A 19,924-nucleotide genomic window follows, 5' to 3' on the forward strand; every position below is an offset into this window, starting at 1 on the left:
GGGCGTGACGCTCCCGGCCGCGGCGTGGCGCGAGCGCGTAGAGTTCGAGCGGCGGCTGGTCCACGCGAGCGGCACCCTCTACCCGGTCCCGTACCTGCTCGGGTGGATCTCCTGGGAGACGACGGGACGGCTGCTGGTGGGCAGCGTCGCGGTCGCGGCCGTCCTCGAGGCGCTGCGCCTCTCCGGGTCGGTCGGTCCGCTCGACCCGCTGTACGACGCCCTCGTCCGCGAGTACGAGGCCGACGGGATCGCGGGCTACGCGCTGTATCAGGTGGGGATGGCCGCCACCGCGCTCGTCTTCGCGCCGGTGTTCGCCGTGCCCGCGATGTGGATGCTCTCCGTCGGCGACCCGATAAGCGGCGGCCTCGGGGAGAACGCGGCGACGGAGCCGAAGCGGCTCTCGGTGGTGGCCGCGATGGTGTTCGTCTGCTTCGGGATCGCGGTCCCGTACGCGATCCCCGAGTTCGGTCCCGACCCCGGCGTGATCGTCGCCTTGGCGGGCGCGGTCCCCGCCGCGATCGCCGACGGGCTCCCGCCGCTCGTCCGCGGCGTCGCCGTCGACGATAACCTCACCATCCCGCCCGCGGCCGCGTCGGGGATGTTCCTCGCGGCCTCGCTGATCGCGTAGGGGCCGATCGGACGGACGCGGTCGCGCCGCCGCTCGCCGAACGGGACTGAGAGAAGCGCCGAGGCGGAGATTTGAACTCCGGTGTCCGAATGGACAGTAGATTTCGAATCTACCGCCTTGGCCAGGCTAGGCTACCTCGGCTCGCTTCGACGTTGACCGGTTCCGCTGTTATGCGTTTCGATCGCGTCCGCGACGCGACCGGATCCGTCGGCCGGCCGCCTCGCGGTCCCGGGTTTCCGGCAACGCTTTTCGGCCCGGCCCCCGTGCGGTCGGTATGGACGTCCCCGAAGCGGCCGACGCCTGCGCCCGCGTCGTCGACGAGGTCGGCGGCGCGGTCGTGGCCGACCGCGAGTTCCTCGACCGCGTCACGCTCGGCATCCTCGCCCGCGGCCACGTCCTCTTGGAGGACGTGCCCGGCACCGGCAAGACGCTCTCGGCGCGCTCGTTCGCGACCGCGCTCGGACTGGAGTTCTCCCGGATCCAGTTCACGCCGGACCTCCTGCCCGCCGACGTCACGGGCACCAACGTGTTCGACGAGCGCGACGGCTCCTTCTCGTTTTCCCCCGGCCCCATCTTCGCGAACGTCGTCCTCGCCGACGAGATCAACCGCGCGCCGCCGAAGACGCAGGCCGCCCTGCTGGAGGCGATGGAGGAGGGCCAGGTGACCGTCGACGGCGAGACTCACGACCTGCCGAGCCCCTTCTACGTCATCGCGACGCAGAACCCGGTCGAGAGCGAGGGCGCCTTCCCGCTGCCGGAGGCCCAGCTCGACCGGTTCACGATCAAGACCTCCATCGGCTACCCCGACGAGGACGGCGAGTTGGAGCTGCTCCGCCGCCGCGCCGGACGCGTCGAGCAGTCCCCGACGGTCGACCGCGTCCTCGACCCCGACGCCGTGGCGGCGCTGCGGGAGGTGCCCGAGTCGGTCCGGGTCGACGACGACCTGTTGCGCTACGCGGCGGCGCTCGCGCGGGCGACGCGCGAGGACCGCCGCGTCGAGGCCGGCGTCTCCCCCCGCGGCACCCAGCGCCTCTTCGAGACGGCGCGGGCGGCGGCGGTCATCGCCGGCCGCCAGTTCGTCACGCCCGACGACGTGAAGCGCGTCGCAGAGCCGACGCTCGCCCACCGGCTCGTGTTGACCCCGGACGCGGCCGTCAACGACGTCGACGAGCGAGACGTGATCGACGACGTGCTCGACCGGATCGCGGTGCCGACGGTCGAGGCGCCGGAGGCGTAACTCGGGGAAACCGGTCCGCGCTCCCGGGCTCGTCCGCCCTACTCCCCGTCGCGCGCGTCGAGCAGCTCGGTCGCCGTGAGCAGCGACTCCAACTCGACGCCGTGCTCGGCGAGCAGCTCCGCGGCGCCCTCCTCGCGGTCGACGACGACCAGCACGCGGTCGACGGTCGCGCCCGCCTCGCGCAGCGCCTCGACCGCGTCGACCGCCGACTGCCCCGTCGTCGCGATGTCTTCGATCACGACGACCTCCTCGCCGTCGTCGAGTCGGCCCTCGATCCGGTTGCCCGTGCCGTACTCCTTCGCCTGCTTTCGCGCGATGACGTACGGGCGGCCGAGCTCCGCGGCCGTGACGGCCACCAGCGGGACGGCTCCGAGGGCGACGCCCGCCAGCTTCGCGTCCGCGTCCGCGAGCCGGTCGGTGAACGCCTCGGCGACGAGCGTCAGGGCGTCCGGGTCGGTCTCGAAGCGGTATTTGTCGACGTAGTAGTCGCTCGTGCCGCCGTGCGACAGCTCGAACTCGCCGAACCGGACGGCGTCGGCCGCGGTGAGCGCCGCGATCAGCTCGCGTCGTCGGTCGTCGTCGGTCATACGGGGAAACGGGCCGCCGGCGACCATAAACGGGTCGGAACGCGCGGACGCCGCGGGTCGGCTACCGCTCTTCCCCGCCGGCGAGCCCCGACCCGCCTCGCTCCGCCGCCGGGAGGACGAGGGTCACCGTCGCCCCCTCGCCGTCGAGCCCCGAGCCGAACCGTATCTCGCCGCCGTACGCCTCCACGACCCAGGCGGCGATCCACAGCCCGACGCCGGTGTTGTGCTGTAGCTGCGTCACCTCGCGGGCCCCGGTGATCACCTCCCGAACCGCGGTCGGGATCCCCGGGCCGTCGTCTGCGACGCGCACCGCCACGACCCCGGCGTCCGGGTCGCGCTCGGCGGTCACCGCGACGCGCGGAGCGTCGCCGCCGTGTTCGACGGCGTTCTCCACGAGGCTGTCGACAGCGACGGCGAGGCGGTCGTCGCCGCGCACCGCGATGCCGTCCGGCACGTCGGCGGTGATCCGCGCCTCGGGACTGTCGGCCGCGTGCCGGGCCGCGACCTCCTCGACGACGGCGCCCACGTCGATCGGCTCGGGATCGGTCACGTACCCCTTCTCGACGACCCGGCGGAGCGTGGTGGCGCCGTCGGCGACCCCGGCCAGCCGCTTGCCGGTGGCCTCGATCCGGCGGGCGTAGTCGCGGATCCGGTCGTCGTCGGTCCGGTCGGCGATCTCGCCGGCGAAGCCGAACACGACGTTCAGCTCGTTGCGCAGGTTGTGCCTGAGGATCCGGTTGACGATCCGCACGTACCGCTCGCGGCGCTTCCGGTCGGTGATGTCGGTGTAGATGCCGAACGCCCGGCGGGCCCCCTCCGTCTCGTAGCTGAACCCGCGGAAGAGGAACTCCCGCGGCCCGTCCACGGTCTGTCGGCGGACTTCCTCGGTCGCGAAGCCGCGGTCGCGGACCAGCGAATCGAGGTCCGCCGCCGCCGGACCGCCGCGCTCCTCGCGGCTCCCCAGCCGGTCGTCGTGGATGTCTAGCGCCCCGATCGTCCGACCGCGGAGCGCCGCCTCGTCCGCGCCGAACTGCGACTCGAACGCGGGGTTGACTCCGTCGATGACCGTCTCGTCGTCCGCTAAGACGACCTCCATCACGGGGTCCGGGATCCGGTCGAACAGCCGCCGGAAGCGGTCGCGCTCGGCGGACAGCTCGGTCCGCGTCCGGCGGAGGTCGGTCGTGTCCGACAGCGACCCGACGACGCCGGTCCCGTGGTCGGAGAGCCGCGACAGGCGCAACTCGCCGTGTCGCGGTCGGCGGTCGCCGTCGCGGTCGGCGGTCAGTTCGACCGTCCGGGCCGGCTCCGTCCCCTGGCTCCCCTCAGTCGCCGCGTCCGTGAGCGCCGCGACCGCGTCGACCACCCGCGGCGCGTCGGCGTCGTCGACGAGCGCGGCGAGTCGCTCTCCGACGACCTCGTCGAGCCCGCCGGCGCCGAACCACGCGACGAACGGCGCGGTGGCGTAGGTGACGGCCCCCTCGCCGTCGAGCACGCACACCATGTCATCGACGTTCTTGAGCGCGTCCTCGTAGGTGCGGAGCCGGCGACGGCGGTCGGCGGCGTCCATCGCGGCGACCGCGTTCGTCGCCAGCAGTTCGAGGACGGAGACGTCGCTCTCGTCGAAGGCGTTCGGCTCGACGGCGCCGACGATGAACGCGCCGTGGTCGCCGAGCGGAACCGCCGCGACGGAGCGCATCCCGTGGTACGACCGCCCGTCGTCGACCGCCGCGAGGTCGTCTTCCACCCGCGGTTCTCCCGCCTCGAACACCCCGCCAGTGAGCCCCTCGTCGGGGCGGCGCGGCCCGCGGCTGTCCGCGAACCGGTCGCCGAGCCCGTCGCTCGTGGCGACCAGCCGGAGCCGCTCCGTCTCGGGGTCGTACAGCCGGACGCCGCTGATCTCGTAGCCGAGGACCTCGTCGGCGGCCTCGATCAGCCGGCCCGCGACGGCCTCCCGGTCGTCCTCGCGCTGGATCCGCTCGACGGTGCCGAGGAGCCGTTCGAGGATCCGCTCGCGGCGCTTCCGCTCCGTGGCGTCGGCGAAGAACACGGAGAGCCCGTCCGGAGAGGGGTACGCGGTCACCTCGGTCCACAGGTCGAGCGGCTCGTAGCGGTCCTCGAACGAGACCGGCTCCTGCGTCTCCATCGCCCGACGGTAGTTCTCCTCGTACTCCTCGCCGATCGCGGCCGGGAACTCCTCCCAGATGTCGGTGCCGAGCAGCTCGTCCGGCTCGCGGTCGAGCAGCAATCCCGCCTTCTCGTTGACGTAGGTGAACCGCCAGTCTGAGTCGAGCGCGAAGAACGCGTCGTCGATCCGTTCGAGCGTCCGTTCGAACCGCTCGATCGCCGCCTCGCGCTCCTCGCGGGCGATCCGTCGCTCGATACCGCGGCCCAGCCAGTCGGCGAGCAGCTCCACGAACAGCCGCTCGGACTCGTCGAACGGACGGTCGCGGCGCTCCGGGTCGAGGAAACAGAGGCTTCCGAACACCTCGTCGTCGACGACGACGCGCCCGCCGACGTAGCTGCCGAACCCGAACCGCTCGTAGGCCGGGTCGTCGCCCAGCCCCGCGGCCTCGGGGTCCGTGAACGCGACCACCTCGTCGCTCCGCACCGTCCGCTGACAGTAGGTCAGTTCGAGCGGGACCGATCGGTCCGCGTCGGGACCGCTCTCGAGGAACGAGTCCAGCGTCCCCGTCCCGTCGCTGTACTGCCGGATCTCCAGCCGGTCGCCGTCGACGTGCGAGGAGTAGCCGACCGAGAGTCCGAGCCGGTCCCGACCCAGCTCCAGGAGCTGATCGAGCTTCTCGTCGAGGTCGGTCGCCCGGTCCGAGACGATCCGGATGAACGGTTCGAGGACCGACTCCGCCTCGGCGCCGGCGGCGCGTTCGCCGGCTCCCGTTCCGTCGGCCGCCGCCCGCGCCGCGAGCCTGTCCGCGAGCGTCTCGCCGTCGGCCGCGAGCCGCCGCCCGGAGACGTACTCGACGCCGAGCCGGCTCGCGTCGATGGCGGCGTCGGAGTCGTCGCGGACCGTGTACGCGAGCACGGTCGCGTCCGGGTAGCGGTCGCGGACCGACCCGAGGCGGTCGAGCGCGACCGCGTCGCCCCCGGCCGCGAGGTCGGCGTCCGCGGCGCCGCCCCCGCTCGGCTCGGCCGCGTCGGGGTCGTCGCGCTCCCGGTCGACGCGCAGTCGGACGACCACGCGGTCCGGGTCGTCGGCCGCCTCCCGCCCGCTGTCCGCACCGCTCGCGAACTCGCTCGCTCGGCGGACGCGCGTCTCCTCCGGGAGTTCGCCCCACGCCGCCTCGACCGGCTCACCGACGTGAAGCGTCGACTCAGCGGACATCCCTGACGGAGGTGGTCCGCGGCGGTCGTCCGCGACGAGGGTAGTCCGGGGCGGTCATGCCCGTTCCGGTCCGCTCGTCTCGCGCGCTCGGTCGGGCGCCCGGCGGGAGCCCTTCGCACCGTCCGGCTCGGCGCGTCCACAGATCATCGATTCACTCATTTCGCGAGGTACGAACGGCCCATTGATAACCGTTCCCTCCGGGCTCTCGAAATCGAGAGCCCCGCCGGGCGCCCGCCTCGGCGGCCGTCGTCCCGACACGATTTAGGCGGCCCGCTCACAACGGACCGGTAATGAGCACGCAGGCCGCGACGGCGGACCGGACGGTCGTGATCGGGCTGGAGGTCCACGTCCAGCTCGAGACCGACACGAAGATCTTCTGCGGCTGCTCGACGGAGCCCGCCGAGGACGAGGCGCCGAACACGCGCACCTGTCCGACCTGTCTCGGGCTGCCGGGCGCGCTCCCCGTCCTCAACGAGGGCGCCGTCGAGGCCGCCGTGAAGATCGGGAAGGCGATCGACGCCGACATCCCCGAGACGACCACGTTCCACCGGAAGAACTACTACTACCCCGACCTCCCGAAGAACTTCCAGCTCACCCAGTACGACGCGCCGATCTGCCAGGCGGGCGAGCTGGAGGTCCGCGTCGACGGCGACCCCCGAACGATCGGGATCACCCGCGCGCACCTCGAGGAGGACCCCGGGAGCCTCCAGCACGCCGGCGGCTCCATCGAGTCCGCGACCCACACCCTCGTCAACTACAACCGCGCGGGGACCCCCCTCATGGAGATCGTCACGGAGCCGGACTTCCGCTCGCCGGCCGAGACGCGCGCGTTCCTCGCGAAGCTGGAGGAGGTGCTGGAGTACCTCGGGGTGTTCGACCCCGGCCGCGACGGGAGCCTGCGCGTCGACGCAAACGTCTCCCTCGTCCCCGACGAGCACGTCGCGGACGACGGGACGATCGACGCCGAGGCGCTCGACGAGGTCAACCGCGCCGAGGTGAAGAACATCTCCAGTCACAAGGGCGCGGAGCAGGCGCTCGCCTACGAGGTCACCCGCCAGGAGAACGTCCTCCGGCGCGGCCGCGAGATCGAACAGGAGACCCGCCACTGGGACGAGGACCGCGGCGTCACCGTCGGGATGCGCTCGAAGGAGGCCGAGAAGGACTACCGCTACTTCCGCGAGGGCGACCTCCCCGCGCTGGAGGTGGCCGACTGGAAGGAGCGGATCGCGATCCCGGAACTCCCCGACGCCCGCCGCGAGCGCTTCCGCGAGGAGTACGGGCTCGACCGCGAGGCGGCCTCGAAGCTCACCTCCACGAAGGCGGTCGCGGACTTCTTCGAGGACGTGGCCGGCGAGTTCGACCCGGACCTCGCCGCGACGTGGGTCGCGGACAACCTGCTCGGCGAGCTCAACTACCGCGAGATGGAGGTGACCGACGTCGAGGGCCGGCTCGACGAGTTCACGCGGCTGATCGAGCTGGTCGCCGCCGACGAGCTCACGGTGAAGAACGCCGAGGAGGTCGTCCTCCGCGAGATGCTCGACGAGGGCGACGACCCCGAGACGGTCATCGAGCGCGAGGGGCTGGGGAAAGCCGAGAGCGGCGAGGTCGAGGCCGCCGTCGAGGCCGCCATCGACGAGAACCCCGACGCCGTGAGCGACTACCGCGACGGCGACGAGGGCGCGATCAACTTCCTCGTCGGCCAGGTGATGCAGGCGACCGGCGGCAGCGCCGACCCCGGACAGGTGAACGGCCTGCTCCGCGAACAGTTGGACGGCTGAGCCGCGGCCGCCGCGAACGCGTTCCCGTCTCAATGGCCATCGTCGATACCGTCGTGATCGGCCACGCGGTCGCCCTGCTCCTCCTGCTCGCGTGGGCGATCCACGCCCGCGGGAAGGTCGGCCTGATAGCCGGCTACGACGGCGGTCTCCCGCCCGATCGCGAGGCGGAACTCGCCCGCGACGCGGCGGCGGTCCTCGTCGTCTCTGCGGCCGCGGCCGGTCTGCTCGTCGTCGACGCATGGATCGGCGCGGTCCCTCGACCCGGGCTGCTGGTGACGGTCGCGATCGGCGCCGCGGTCGCGTGGTTCCTCTGGACGTGGAACGGCCGCGCGGAGCCTCCCGCGGAGTGACCGTCGGGGAGCCGCTCGAACCGTGCGATTGACGCCCGCCCGCCCGCTACCGCGCCCATGGACGTGACCGTCGAGGTCGTCGGCGAGGGGACGGAGGAGTACAGCCTCGCCGCCGACGCGACGTACGACGACCTGATCCGCGAGGCGGGCTACCACCCGCAGGAGGCGTCGGCGCTGGTCGACGGCTCGCCGGTCCCGGGCGACCGCGTCGTCGACGCCGACGAGGTCCGGGTCCTCCGATTGATAAAGGGCGGCGCGACGGACGGCGACGCGACGGACGGCGGCGCGTGACCGAAGAGTACGATCTGCCAGACCCGCCCGACGACGTGACCGTCGAGCCCGCGATCCCCGACGACCGCCTCGACGTGCTTCGAATTCTCGACGCCGCGATGCTGGAGACCGACGCGGACGCCGTCGACGACCGGATCGCGGCCGGCGACGCCCTCGTGGCGCGCTCGACGCGGACCGGCGGGGTCGTCGGCGCGCTGGTCGCCGTGCGTCCCGACCCGGACCGGCTTCACGTCGACGCCGTCGCGGTCAGACGGGCGCGTCGCGGTCGGGGGATCGGCTCCGCGCTCGTCGCGGGCGCGGTCGGTCGCGCCCGGTCGGATCCCGCGGTCGACGCCGTCACCGCTCGGTTCGACGCCGATCTGCGGGCGTTCTACGAGGGCCTCGGGTTCACGATCCGGCCGGCGGGAGCGGGGAGCGACGCCGCGGACCAAAGCCCTGATCGCCTCGACGGGACACTGTCGGTGGGCGGCCGCGACTCGGCGTGAACCGATCGCAAGCGGCGCGTCCGACTCGCGGCTGACTGACCTTTTTTTAGTGTGGTATGTGTACACATGGTCCCCACAGATGATGCCCTCAGCGTCCGGTTCCCTCGACTCCGGTAGTCTCGATGTCGAAGCGGTGGACTCGATCGACGGTCCCCGGCTCCGACCGACCGCGTCGGCGGGCGCCCGCTCGAACGCCGGCGGCCGTCCCGGCGACCGACGCGTCCGCGACGACGCCCTCGCGGCCGAACGCGATCTGTCCGCGGCCGAACGCGATCTGTCTGCGGCCGAACGCGACCTGCCGCCCGACCGCGACCTGCCGGCCGAGCGGGTCCGGGCGCTCACGGACGAGGTGGCCGCGCTCGAAGCGGAGGTCGAGGCGCTCGAACGGGTCGTCGAGTCGAAGGAGCGGCAGCGCCAGCAGGTGATCGACAACTACGAGTCGATCGTTGCGGCCCGACGGGCGCCCGACCGCTCGTCCGAAACGGACGCCGCCGCGTCGGAGCCGAGCGACGGACGGGGACTCCTCGCCACGGTCGCGTCCGGCGTCGGACGGGTCGCGGGGTGGCTGCGACCCGACCGCGAGTAGCCGCCCGCCGCCGGCCTCCCGCCGAACCCGACCGCGGAGACGGCCCGCGCCCGCATTCGACGTTCATTTCCGGGTCGCCCCCGTCCTTACGGGTATGAGCGCTACTTCGCCCTCGATTTCGGCGGTTCCGTGCCCGGCCGCGGTGATCGACTCATGAGCGGCAAAGACGACTACTACAACCGGTCCAAACAGCAGGGGTACCGCGCCCGGTCCGCCTACAAGCTGAAACAGGTCGACGAGGAGTCGGACATCCTCGCCCCCGGCGACACCGTGGTCGACCTCGGCGCCGCCCCCGGCGGCTGGCTCCAGGTCGCCGCCGAGGAGGTGGGCGAGGGCGGCACCGTCGTCGGCGTCGACCTCCAGCGCATCGACGAGTTCGACGACCACGACGTCGAGACGATCCGCGGGGACATGACCGAGGAGCGCACCCGCCACTACCTGCGGGAAGCGGTCGGTGAGGACGGCGCGGACGCGGTCCTCTCCGACATGGCGCCCAACATGACCGGGGAGTACAACCTCGACCACGCCCGGTCGGTCCACCTCGCGCGCCAGGCGCTCGACGCCGCCGACGAGCTGCTCGCGACCGGCGGCGACTTCGTCGTAAAGGTGTTCCAGGGGGAGGACCTCGACGCCTTCCGCGACGACGTAGCGGCGTCGTTCCAGTACGTTCGGACCGTCTCGCCGCCCGCCTCGCGGGACGCCTCCTCGGAGGTGTACCTCGTCGCGAAGGGGTACACCGAGGCGCCGGTCGCCGAGGGCGACCGGGTGGAGGTGACGATCGAGGAGTCGGGCGACGAGGGCGACGGCATCGCTTACGTCGACGGCTACACCCTGTTCGTCGACGGCGACGTCGGTGAGACGCTGACGGTCGAAGTCACCGACGTGAAGCCGCGGTTCGGCTTCGCGGAGCGCGTCGACGGGAACTGAGGGGCCCCGCTCGCTCGTTGGCGCGTCACGTCGACGCGTCCCGCTCGACGGTCGCGCCGCGCAGCACGTATCTGACGCCCTCGTCGTAGTCGAGGTCGGGCTCGAGGGCCCATCCTTCCACGCGACCGAGCGCGCGGACGTTCGGCAGGGCCATGCCCGCCTCGGCGCTCGGCTCGGCGCTCTCGTACTCGAAGAGGAGCGATCCCCCGTCGTCCCCGGTGAACCGACCGTCGTCCGCGACCGCGAACCCGTCGTCGGTCAGCGAGACGGTCACCGCGGTCGCGTCGTTGAACGCGGCGAACTCGAACGCGTTCTTGAACAGCTGCTTGAGTCGGGTCGGAGCCGCGAGTATCTGCCCATCCCCCTCGACCACCACGTCGACGTCGGCGCCGCTCGCCGTCGCCGCGTCGGTCACGGCCGCCTCGAACTCGACGAACGACGGCTCGTCGGTGTCGCGCGCGTACCGGACGAGAGTGTGGAGATCCTCGACGACGCCGCCGATCCGAGCGACTCGGCTGCGCGCCACCGCGACCGACTCGGCCGCGGCCGCCTCCTCGCCGCCGTCGAGCCGATCCGCCGCCTCCGCGAGATGGCCGTCGGCGACCGCCACGGAGTTCCGCAGTTCGTGAGCGATCGCGCCGGCCATGTCTCCCAGCTGCTCCTCGTGGCGATCGAGCTGCTCGCGCTGCCGCTCGATGGCGGTCACGTCCTGGACCAGCAGCGCCCACCCGAACTCCGCGCCGCCGACCGCGAGCGGTTCGCTCGTGACGCAGTAGGTCCGGTCGCTGCCGTCGGCGTCGCTGACGTCGATGAGGGTCGGCCGCTCGTCGCGGTACTCGTCAGCGATGCTCGGAGAGAGCTCCTCGATGCGGTCCGCGTCGTCGGCGAGCGACGGGAACAGCTCGGTCGCGCGCTCGTTGTGGTCGCGGACTCGCCCGTCGGTGTCGAGGATCAGGACGGCGCCGGCGGTGCGCTCGACGAACGAGCGCGTCGCCGTCTCCTCGACGGCGAGGAACGTGTCCTCGACCAGGTAGACGCTCCCGACCGCGAAGACGGCGACGCCGAGCGGCTCGTAACTCAGTTGCGGGAGGACGCTCGGCGCCGCGCGCGCGACCGCGTTCGGCACGACGGCGAGTCCGGTCGCCGCGAACACCCCGGCCAGCGTCCACGTGGACCCTTCCGACCGACGGAACAGCCGGTACAGCAGGTAGAAGCCGCCGGCCGACAGCGCGTACGCCAGCGCGAACGATCCCCAGTACAGCGCCCCCTCCTCGACGACGAGCCGCCGGGCGGGCTCCGTCCGGAGCGCCGCGTCGAAGTACCGACCGTGGACCGGGTTCGTGAGCTTCAGTCCGACCACGGCGACGTAGAGCGCGACGGCGGCCCGCCGATACCGCGTCCGGCGGTGGTAGTCGCGGCCGGCGTACGCGGACGCGAAGTAGCACCAGGCGAACGGCGTGGCGAAGCCGACGGTCAGCGCGAGGGTGTAGAGCGCGACCGCGGTCGGCTCCTCGGCGGCGAGCAGGACGCCCCCCTGGAGGAACGCCCACACGCCGACGAGGATCAGGAGCGCACGGAGCCCGCGTCTGGCGTCGCCGTTCCGCAGGCGGGACCCGCGGAACGCGGCCGCGAAACAGGTGCCCCCCGAGAGGGCGAACAGACTGACGACCCACCACAGCACCATTGAATGATACACGTGACGAACAGGATCAACTTAATACGGTCGCATAACCTGGGTACTGATGCCGAATTGATATGTTCTCTTACTTGTAATTAGGAGTATATATCGAGGGCAGTATCGGGAAGGTCGGGACCCGAAGCCTCAGTTCGCCCTGCCGCGCCTGACCCACTCGCGCAGGGTGAACCGGTCGTACGCGGTCTCCGCCGCGACTTCCCACTCGGATTCGTCCCACTCGGGATAGCGCGTGTCGCCCTCGTAGGCGCCGTCGACGTGGCTGAGGACCATCCCGTCGAGGTGCGGTTGGAAGAGGTCGTATATCCCGCCGCCGCCGAGGACGTACGCCGTGTCGACGCCGGTTTCGCTCGCGGCCTCACCGGCCAGGTCGATCGCGGTCCCGTCCCCGTTCGCGACCGTCGCGGTCGGGACGCCGACGCTCTCGACGCTCCGGCTCACGACGATCTGGCGGCTCCCGGGGAGGTCGTCGCGCATCGAGTCGAAGGTGCGACGACCGAGGATCACCGGCGACCCGGCGACGCGCTCGCGGTACTGCTTGACGTCCGCCTCGATGTGTGGCCACGGTAGTTCGCCGTCTCTCCCGATCACCCGGTTTTCCGCGAGGGCGGCGATGCTGACGAGTTTCACGGGCCGGGTACGGGACGGAGGGGCAAAAGCGGCGCGTCGGGCGCGGTCGTCGCGGCCGAGCGAACTCCGCTTCCGTCAGCCGTCGAGGCCGAGCAGGTCGAACGGGTAGCCGTTGTCCAGTTCGTCGGCGCGCTCGTAGACGACGCGCGCGGCCGCCACGTCCTGGATCGCGAGGCCGGTCGAGTCGAAGACGCTGACGCCGCGCACGCCGTCGGCGTCCGCGGCCGTCCCCGGCGTGCCGGGGCGGCCCGCGCGACGGCCGACGACGATCTCGCCGATCTCGCCGTAGATGTCGTCGTCGGTGAGCGTCCCGGCGGCGTAGGGGACGTTGATCTCGCCGGAGTGCGTGCACTGCTCGTGGTCGTCGATGACGACGGTGGCGTCGACGAGGAGGTCGTCCGCGAGCTCGTGTTTCCCGGCCGCGTCCGCGCCCATCGCGTTGACGTGGGTGTGCTCGCCCACGTCGTCGCGGCCGACGATCGGGGTCTCGACGGGCGTCACCGTCGAGAGGATATCGCAGTGGCCGGCCTCCGAAACCGAGCCGGCGCGCACGTCGAACCGGTCCTCGAAGGCGTCGACGAAGTCGGCGACGCGCGCCTCGTCGAGGTCGCTCACGACGACCTCCTCAATGTCGCGCACCGCGGCGATCGCCTCGAGCTGCGTGTACGACTGGACGCCCGCGCCGACGATCCCGAGCGAGGTCGCGTCCGGGACCGCGAGGTGGTCGGTCGCGACCGCGGCGGCCGCGCCGGTCCGTTTCATCGTCAGCGTCGTGCCGTCGAGAATCGCCAGCGGGAACGCCGTCTCCGGGTCCGAGTAGATCATCGTCCCCATCACGGTCGGGAGGTCGTGGTCGGCGGGGTTGTCGGTGTGGACGTTCACCCACTTGATCCCGGCGGCGTCCCACCCCTCGCCGCTCGCCGTCTCCTCCGCGACGTCCTCCTCGCGCACGTCGAGGTAGGCGGGCATCGACCGGAAGTCGCCGTTGTACTCGGGCAGGTCGACGTACGACTTCGCCGGCATCTTCGCGTCGCCGCGCTCGTAGGCCGTGAACGCGCCGCGGACCGCGTCGATCACGCGGTCCATCTCGGCGTTCTCGTCGACGTCGTCCGCGTTGAGGAGCAGCGTCTTCATGTCGCAAAATTCGCCGGCCGTCACTTAGTCCCTTCCGAACGGGATTCGCCCGACCCGATCGCGACCGCGCGAAGGTCGTTGACGTTCGTCCCGGTCGGCCCGGTCCGGAGCAGCGCCTCCGCCTCGTCGAGCGTCGGGTACGCGTCGTGCGCGTCGAGCGCCCTCGCGGCCGATCCGGGGTCCAGCGACCCGTCGCGACCGCCGTCCACGAGCCGGTCGTCGACCAGCGCGCCCGCGGCGTCCGTGGCGCCGTCGACCCCGTCTGTGTCGACGCTCGCGACGGCGACTCCCGCACCGTCCGGCCCCGCGGCGTCGAGTTCGACCGCCGCCGACAGCGCGAACTCCTGATTCGGCCCTCCCTCGCCGTGCTCCTCCCCGAGCGTCACCGTCACCTCGCCGGCCGAGAGGACGAGCGCGGGCGGTTCGACCGGCTCGCCGGCCGCCCGACACTCCTCGGCGACCGCCGCGTGGGTCTTCGCGGCCTCCCGCGCCTCGCCGCGCACCCGCGAGGAGAGTACGAGCGGGTCGTACCCACGCTCCGCGGCGACCTCGCGGGCCGCGTTCAGGGCCGTTCGCGCGCTCGCGACGATTCGGACGTCGACGCCGGCGCCGTCGAACGGGGGGTCGCCCGGTCCCGGGGTCTCCGCGAGTTCGCCCGCGGCGCCGCGTTCGAGCCGGTCGGTCACGGCCGCGGGCGCGTCGATCCCGTACCGGTCGAGGACCGCCAGCGCGTCCGCGTAGGTCGTCGGATCGGCCGAGAGCGGACCGCTCGCTATCACGGCCGGGTCGTCGCCGGTCACGTCGCTGACCGCGAGTCCGAGCGCGTCGGCCGGCGCGGCCGCCCGGGCGAGGCCGCCGCCCTTCACCGCCGAGAGGTGTTTCCGGACCGCGTTGATCTCCGAGATGGTCGCGCCGCTCGCCAGCAGCGCCTCGGTCGTCGCGCGGAGGTCGTCGAGACCGATCCCGGTCGCGGGCGCGGCCAGCAGCGCGCTCCCGCCGCCGGTGATCAGGCCGATCACGAGGTCGGACTCGCCGGCGTCGGCCGCGATCGCGCGGACCCGCCGGGCGCTCTCGACGCCCCGATCGCTCGGCGTCGGGTGGTCGCCGGGCAGGACCGCGATCCGTTCGGTCTCGACCGGGTCGTCCGTGACGACCGCGCCGTCGTCGATCCGGTCGCCGAGCAGGCGCTCGACCGCGGCCGCGAAGTGGCCCGCCGCGTTGCCCGCGCCGCCGACCAGCACGCGGTCGTATTCGTCGAGGTCCCGGGTCGTCGTCGCGCCGTCGACGCTCGCGACGGACAGCCGGCCGTCGTCGAGCGCGAGCGCGTCCGCGACGACCCTCTGCGGGTGGGCCGCCTCGATTCCGGCGACGACGCAGTCGAGCGCGACCCGACGAACCGGGTCCCGCGCGTGTCGCTCGCGGTCGGCCACGGTCACGGAGGAATCGGCGGCGGCGTCTGTCGCGTCGGACATCGTCTCTCGGTCGGTATGCGACCCGCCGCGTCAAGAGGGTTCGGTCGGGCCGAAACGCGACGTCGGCCTCAGAGGATGACGCCGCGGGTCTGGAGCACGTAGTAGGCCGCGAGCAGCGCCGCGATGACGTACTGCCCGGGGTCGACGTCGCGGGCCTCGCCGATCGCGAGCTTGATCAGCGGGTAGGCGACGATCCCGGCCGCCAGCCCGTCCGCGATGGAGTAGGCGAACGGCATCACGGTGACGGTGAGCCCGGCCGAGACGGCCCACGCCGGGTCGCTCCAGTCGACCTCGACGAGCCCCTGGAGCATCATCACGCCGACGACGATCAGCGCGATGAAGGAGGCGTACGCCGGAATGGCGGCGACGACGGGGATCAGGACGAGCGACGCGACGAAGAGGAGCGCGACGACCAGCGCCGTGAGGCCGGTCCGGCCGCCCTCCTCGACGCCGGTCGACGACTCGATATACGTCGTCACCGTGGAGGTACCCAGGACCGCGCCCGCGGTCGTCCCCACCGCGTCGGCCATCAGCGGCCTGTCCATGTCGGGGAGGTCGCCGTCGTCGTCGAGGAAGTCACCGAACTGCGAGACGCCGATGAGCGTCCCGGCGGTGTCGAAGAAGTCGACGAAGAAGAAGGTGAACACGACCAGGACGAACGTGAGCGGATCGATCTGTCCGAGCCCGTCGACGAACGCGCCCGCCAGCGGCGTGATGTCGTACTGAGGGGCCGGGAGGGCTCCCGGAGCCGCCGTGACCGTGCCGCGGTCGAAGACGCCGGCGAAGGTGAGCCCCCAGCCGACGAGGGAGGTCGTCAGGATGCCGAGCACGATCGAGCCCGTGATCCCCCGCGCCCAGAGGCCGAAGGTGAAGGCGAGCCCGAGCACCCCGAGGATCGCCCACGGGTTCCCGAAGATCCCGCCCAGCGTGACGAGCGTCGCGTCGTCGGGGACGACGATCTGGAGCTCCTGGAAGCCGATGAAGAGGAGGAACAGGCCGATACCAGCGCCGACAGAGCGCTTCACCGGCTCCGGGAACAGCCGGATGACGTACTCGCGCGCGCCGACGGCGGTCAGGACCATGAACAGGACGCCCTCGACGAACACCGCGGCCAGCGCCGTCTGCCACGGGACGCCGAGCCCCAGCACGACCGTGTACGCGAAGAAGGCGTTGAGCCCGAGCCCGGGCGCGAGCCCGAACGGGCGGTTGGCGTACAGCGCCATCACGGCCGTCCCGATCGCAGCCGAGAGGATCGTCGCGATGGCGATCATCTGGAACACCTCGCCCGGCCCGTACCCCTCTATCTGGATCGCCTCCGAGAGGATCGCGGGGTTCACGACGATGATGTACGACATCGCGAGGAACGTCGTGAGCCCGGCGACCAGTTCGGTGCGGACGTCCGACCCGTGCGACTCCACGTCGAACCGCGCGGCCAGCCTGTCTGAAAGACCCATTGAACGGGTGAGTGTTCCCCGGGATCGACTGATAAGCCTTGCTGAACGAGCCGGATCACGATCCGTATACGTGGATCGAAATGCCTCCTGAGCGGATTTTTTTCGCGGAGAGTATGCGCGAACGTGGCTACTCGAACGTCGTCAGCGCCCCGACCGGGGCGTCGGTGATCGCTCGCGCGCGGTCCATCCCCTCGTCCCCGACGGCGATGAGCGCGAACACGCCGGTAACGTCGGCGTCGCCCTGGAGCGCGATGTCCAAGAGGAGCTCCTGGGTCTCGCCCGAGCGGATCAGGTCGTCGACGACGAGGACGGTGTCGCCGGCGTCGACCGCGCTCGCGGGGAGGTAATAGGTGAGTTCGATGCCGGAGGCGAGCCGCTGGCGCGACTCGATGAACTCCTCGACGGCGGTCTCCTTCGACTTCTTCGCGTACGCCAGGCGGGCGTCGAAGAAGGAGGCCATCGCCGCTCCCAGCGTGATCCCGTCGGTCGCGGCCGTCAACACCACGTCCGGCGACTCGAACTCGAACGTCTCCGCCGCGACGGGCGCCACCAGGTCGAGGAACGACTGGTCGAAGACGACCTCGGAGTTGTCGACGTACCCCTCGTCGTCGAACTCGACGCGCGCGACCAGTTCGTCGGCGAGCGCCTCCCGCCCCACCGACTCGACGACCTCGCTCGCTCGCTCGGTGCCGGGGAGCACGTGGCCGTTCACGTACCGGTTCAGGTCGCCCGCCGGCAGTCCGGTCACGTCGGACAACTCCTCGTACGTTCGCGTCTCTTTTAACATCCGCAACACGGCGACCGCCTGTAGCTGGAGGGCCGCCTTCTCTGCGCGGTTCATACGGATGATCGCGATCGCACAACTATGAATACGTCGAAGTCGCGTGCGGCGTGAATATCCACGAGCGTGATTTCTCATGAGCGTGGTTTCTCACGAGCGTGATTTCTCATGAGCGTGGCCTTTCACGGGGCTGACTCTCCGGGCGACTCCGTCACGGCCGGCGCCCGGTCTGCGCACCGCCTCACGCCTCGGGCGCGTCGAAGAACACCGCCGGCTCGTCGATCGCGATCTCGACGCGGTCGCGGTCGTCGAGGGGGCGCAGGCGAACCGTGAGCGTTCCCGCCGTCTCGGCGGCCGCGCGCAGCGACGCCAGGTCGTCGCTTCCGAGGTACGTCGGCACGCAGACGGCTACCGCCGCCGCCTCGTCGGTGGCGACCACCAGCCGGTACGCGACCCCGTCCGCGGCGCCGGCGTACACGTCGACGCCGTCGATCGCGGCGTCGCCGACCGCGTCCAGCGCCGCGTCGAACTCCGACTCGGGCAACAGCACGTCGATCCGGGCGTCGTCGTCGACGGGATTCACGTCGCCGGGATGCCCCGCGATCGCGGTCCAGCCCCGCTCTCGGTACGCCGCCGCCGTCGACTCCGCGTCGTCCTCGACGGCTCCCCATCGCGGTCCGGGATCGGTTCCGTTCACGATCCGCGGCTACCGGCCGCACCCGTACATATGCGTCGGTCCCGGTCGGTCCCCGTCGGTTCTCGTCACGCTCCGATCCCTGCTGGCCGTCGCACCGATCGCGACTCGCTCCTGTCAACGGATCGCTAGCAGACGGGCGCGGTAGGGGCACTCTCTGCCGGTAGGTTCATAACGCTCTGTCGTTTGAGATCGCCTATGCCTACTGACAGCGATGATCACGTCGACAGGCGGACGGTGCTCAAGTACGCCGGAACGGCCGGTGCGGTCGGACTCGCGGGCTGTTCCGGCAACGGCGGCGGCGGGTCGGGCGGCGGCGACGGAACGGGCGGCGGGAACAACTCCGACGGCGGCGGGTCGGACGGCGGCTCCGGCGGCGACACCTTCGAACTCGGCGTCACCATGGGCCAGATGGACTCCGGGCTGGACCCGCAGGACCACGCCGAGACGAACACCGAGATCATCACCGGGCAGATGTACGAGGGCCTGCTCGACCGCGACAAGGAGGGCGGCATCATCGCCGGCCTCGCCAACGAGTGGGAGCGCACCGACGACGGCAGCGTCCGGTTCACCCTGCGCGACGGCGTCACGTTCCACAACGGCGACGACCTGACCGCGGAGGACGTCCGGTTCAGCATCCGTCGAATCGTCTTCAACGACGTCGGCATCGTCAGTCCGCAGACGAACGACCTCGGCCCGGTCTCGGAGGTCACGACCGGCGACGGGGAGGTGACGGTCTCCTTCGACGGGTACAATCCGATCGCGTTCCAGCTGTTCGCGACGAACGGCGACGTCATGCAGCAGTCGTGGGTCGAGGAGCACGGCAGCGACTACATCAACCGGAACGCCAACGGAACGGGGCCGTTCCGTCTCACCGAGTACCAGTCGGGTAACGTGGTCCGCTACGGGCCGAACGAGGACTACTGGGACGGCGCGCCGGCGGTCGACGAGCTCTCCATGAGCGCCTCCAGCGAGTCGAGCACGCGGGTCAACCAGCTGCTCGCGGAGGAGACCGACATCGTGACGAACGTCCCGCCGAACGAGGTCTCTCGGGTGAACAGCTCCGACGTTGCGACGATCAACTCCGTGGCGAGCGCGCGGATCATCTTCCTCCAGATGCGCTACGACGTGGAGCCGTTCTCCAGCCAGCAGTTCCGGCAGGCGATGAACCACGCGGTCGACGTCGGGAGCATCATCGAGAACGTGCTCAACGGCTTCGGGAACCTCACCGCGCAGCCGACTCTCGAGGGCCACGTCGGCTACAACCCCGACATCGAGCCGTACCCGTACGACCCCGCCGAGGCCGAGCGGCTCGTCGAGGAGTCGGGATACGCCGGCGCGGAGATCACGCTTCAGACGCCGATCGGGCGCTACCTCCGCGACGTCGAGATCGCGCAGGCGGCGGCCAACCAGATCGACTCGCTGTCGAACGTCTCCTGTGAGCTGCAGCAGCGCGAGTTCTCCTCGCTCGTCCAGGACGTCACGGCGCCGAGCATCGAGGACCGCCCGCACTTCACCCTTCTCGGGTGGGGGAACGCGGAGTTCGACGGCAGCCAGACCCTGACGCCGTTGCTCTCCTCCGAGGGCGCGCTCACGGTCCTGAAAAACGACGAGCTCGACGGGCTCCTCGAAGAGGCGGAGACGACCCGGGATTCCGACGAGCGAGTCGACATCCTTCAGGAGGCGAACCAGCTCGCCCACGACCTCGCGCCGTGGGTGTTCATGCACCAGCAGTTCAGCGTCTACGGCGTCTCCAGCGATATCTCTTGGGAGCCGCGGGCCGACGAGTTCATCGACCCGGACACCGCCACGCAACAGTAACGCGATCCCCACCCTCACCGCTCTACATCCTCAGTA

Annotated in this window: 18 protein-coding genes and 1 tRNA gene; 9 read left to right on the plus strand and 10 right to left on the minus strand. The window is 71.4% G+C overall.

Going from position 1 to position 19,924, the window contains the following annotated elements:
* Positions 1 to 4 precede the first annotated feature (4 nt).
* A complete protein-coding gene (locus tag BM286_RS06780; RefSeq protein WP_092920818.1) occupies positions 5 to 628 on the plus strand; it encodes a diacylglycerol/polyprenol kinase family protein in 624 nt (207 codons plus the stop codon).
* A 56-nt stretch (positions 629 to 684) separates the two neighbouring features.
* Here BM286_RS06780 and BM286_RS06785 read toward each other — a convergent pair.
* Positions 685 to 769 (minus strand) — tRNA-Ser (locus BM286_RS06785).
* A 133-nt stretch (positions 770 to 902) separates the two neighbouring features.
* On the opposite strand from BM286_RS06785, the gene BM286_RS06790 reads away from it, so the two are divergent.
* Positions 903 to 1,865, plus strand: coding sequence for an AAA family ATPase (locus BM286_RS06790; RefSeq protein WP_092920819.1), 963 nt, complete (start codon positions 903 to 905; stop codon positions 1,863 to 1,865).
* 38 nt (positions 1,866 to 1,903) lie between these two features.
* Here BM286_RS06790 and pyrE read toward each other — a convergent pair whose 3' ends face one another.
* Positions 1,904 to 2,452 (minus strand): orotate phosphoribosyltransferase, encoded by a 549-nt coding sequence (pyrE, locus tag BM286_RS06795; RefSeq protein ID WP_092920820.1) that lies wholly within the window; start codon positions 2,450 to 2,452, stop codon positions 1,904 to 1,906.
* A gap of 61 nt (positions 2,453 to 2,513) precedes the next feature.
* Positions 2,514 to 5,792, minus strand: a complete 3,279-nt coding sequence (locus tag BM286_RS06800) for a PAS domain-containing protein (RefSeq protein WP_092920821.1) — start codon at positions 5,790 to 5,792, stop codon at positions 2,514 to 2,516.
* A 290-nt stretch (positions 5,793 to 6,082) separates the two neighbouring features.
* Between BM286_RS06800 and gatB the strand changes: the two genes are divergently transcribed.
* The 6 genes from gatB (at position 6,083) to BM286_RS06830 (ending at position 10,209) form a co-directional block, all read left to right on the plus strand.
* A complete protein-coding gene (gene gatB / locus BM286_RS06805) occupies positions 6,083 to 7,570 on the plus strand; it encodes an Asp-tRNA(Asn)/Glu-tRNA(Gln) amidotransferase subunit GatB (protein WP_092920822.1) in 1,488 nt (495 codons plus the stop codon).
* Positions 7,571 to 7,602: 32 nt separating this feature from the next.
* A complete protein-coding gene (locus tag BM286_RS06810; protein WP_092920823.1) occupies positions 7,603 to 7,920 on the plus strand; it encodes a hypothetical protein in 318 nt (105 codons plus the stop codon).
* Positions 7,921 to 7,977: 57 nt separating this feature from the next.
* Positions 7,978 to 8,211, plus strand: a complete 234-nt coding sequence (samp2, locus tag BM286_RS06815; protein ID WP_092920824.1) for a ubiquitin-like small modifier protein SAMP2 — start codon at positions 7,978 to 7,980, stop codon at positions 8,209 to 8,211.
* A complete protein-coding gene (locus BM286_RS06820; protein ID WP_092920825.1) occupies positions 8,208 to 8,696 on the plus strand; it encodes a GNAT family N-acetyltransferase in 489 nt (162 codons plus the stop codon). Before samp2 ends, BM286_RS06820 begins: the two co-directional genes overlap by 4 nt.
* A gap of 79 nt (positions 8,697 to 8,775) precedes the next feature.
* On the plus strand, positions 8,776 to 9,282 hold the full coding sequence (locus BM286_RS06825) for a hypothetical protein (RefSeq protein WP_092920826.1): 507 nt from the start codon (positions 8,776 to 8,778) through the stop codon (positions 9,280 to 9,282).
* A gap of 153 nt (positions 9,283 to 9,435) precedes the next feature.
* The gene (locus BM286_RS06830) at positions 9,436 to 10,209 is read left to right on the plus strand and encodes an RlmE family RNA methyltransferase (protein WP_092920827.1); all 774 of its coding nucleotides are present in this window, start codon (positions 9,436 to 9,438) and stop codon (positions 10,207 to 10,209) included.
* 25 nt (positions 10,210 to 10,234) lie between these two features.
* On the opposite strand, the gene BM286_RS06835 is transcribed toward BM286_RS06830, so the two are convergent.
* From BM286_RS06835 to BM286_RS06865, 7 genes are all read right to left on the minus strand, one after another.
* Positions 10,235 to 11,893 carry a histidine kinase N-terminal 7TM domain-containing protein gene (locus BM286_RS06835; protein ID WP_092920828.1) on the minus strand — a complete coding sequence of 553 codons (1,659 nt, stop codon included), beginning with the start codon at positions 11,891 to 11,893 and terminating at the stop codon, positions 10,235 to 10,237.
* A 138-nt stretch (positions 11,894 to 12,031) separates the two neighbouring features.
* Entirely contained in the window at positions 12,032 to 12,532 is a 501-nt protein-coding gene (locus BM286_RS06840; RefSeq protein ID WP_092920829.1) for a dihydrofolate reductase, read from the minus strand.
* A gap of 75 nt (positions 12,533 to 12,607) precedes the next feature.
* The gene (locus BM286_RS06845) at positions 12,608 to 13,666 is read right to left on the minus strand and encodes an ornithine cyclodeaminase family protein (RefSeq protein WP_092920830.1); all 1,059 of its coding nucleotides are present in this window, start codon (positions 13,664 to 13,666) and stop codon (positions 12,608 to 12,610) included.
* Positions 13,667 to 13,686: 20 nt separating this feature from the next.
* The gene (locus tag BM286_RS06850) at positions 13,687 to 15,138 is read right to left on the minus strand and encodes a glycerate kinase type-2 family protein (RefSeq protein WP_092920831.1); all 1,452 of its coding nucleotides are present in this window, start codon (positions 15,136 to 15,138) and stop codon (positions 13,687 to 13,689) included.
* A 68-nt stretch (positions 15,139 to 15,206) separates the two neighbouring features.
* A complete protein-coding gene (locus tag BM286_RS06855; RefSeq protein ID WP_092920832.1) occupies positions 15,207 to 16,592 on the minus strand; it encodes an NCS2 family permease in 1,386 nt (461 codons plus the stop codon).
* 127 nt (positions 16,593 to 16,719) lie between these two features.
* On the minus strand, positions 16,720 to 17,433 hold the full coding sequence (locus BM286_RS06860) for a phosphoribosyltransferase family protein (RefSeq protein WP_092920833.1): 714 nt from the start codon (positions 17,431 to 17,433) through the stop codon (positions 16,720 to 16,722).
* A gap of 181 nt (positions 17,434 to 17,614) precedes the next feature.
* Positions 17,615 to 18,070 carry a DUF7529 family protein gene (locus tag BM286_RS06865; protein WP_092920834.1) on the minus strand — a complete coding sequence of 152 codons (456 nt, stop codon included), beginning with the start codon at positions 18,068 to 18,070 and terminating at the stop codon, positions 17,615 to 17,617.
* A gap of 195 nt (positions 18,071 to 18,265) precedes the next feature.
* Here BM286_RS06865 and BM286_RS06870 point away from each other — a divergent pair, with 195 nt between their 5' ends.
* Entirely contained in the window at positions 18,266 to 19,888 is a 1,623-nt protein-coding gene (locus tag BM286_RS06870; protein WP_092920835.1) for an ABC transporter substrate-binding protein, read from the plus strand.
* The last annotated feature ends 36 nt before the right edge of the window (positions 19,889 to 19,924 follow it).

The organism is Halorubrum sodomense, from assembly GCF_900111935.1.
GTDB lineage: Archaea > Halobacteriota > Halobacteria > Halobacteriales > Haloferacaceae > Halorubrum > Halorubrum sodomense.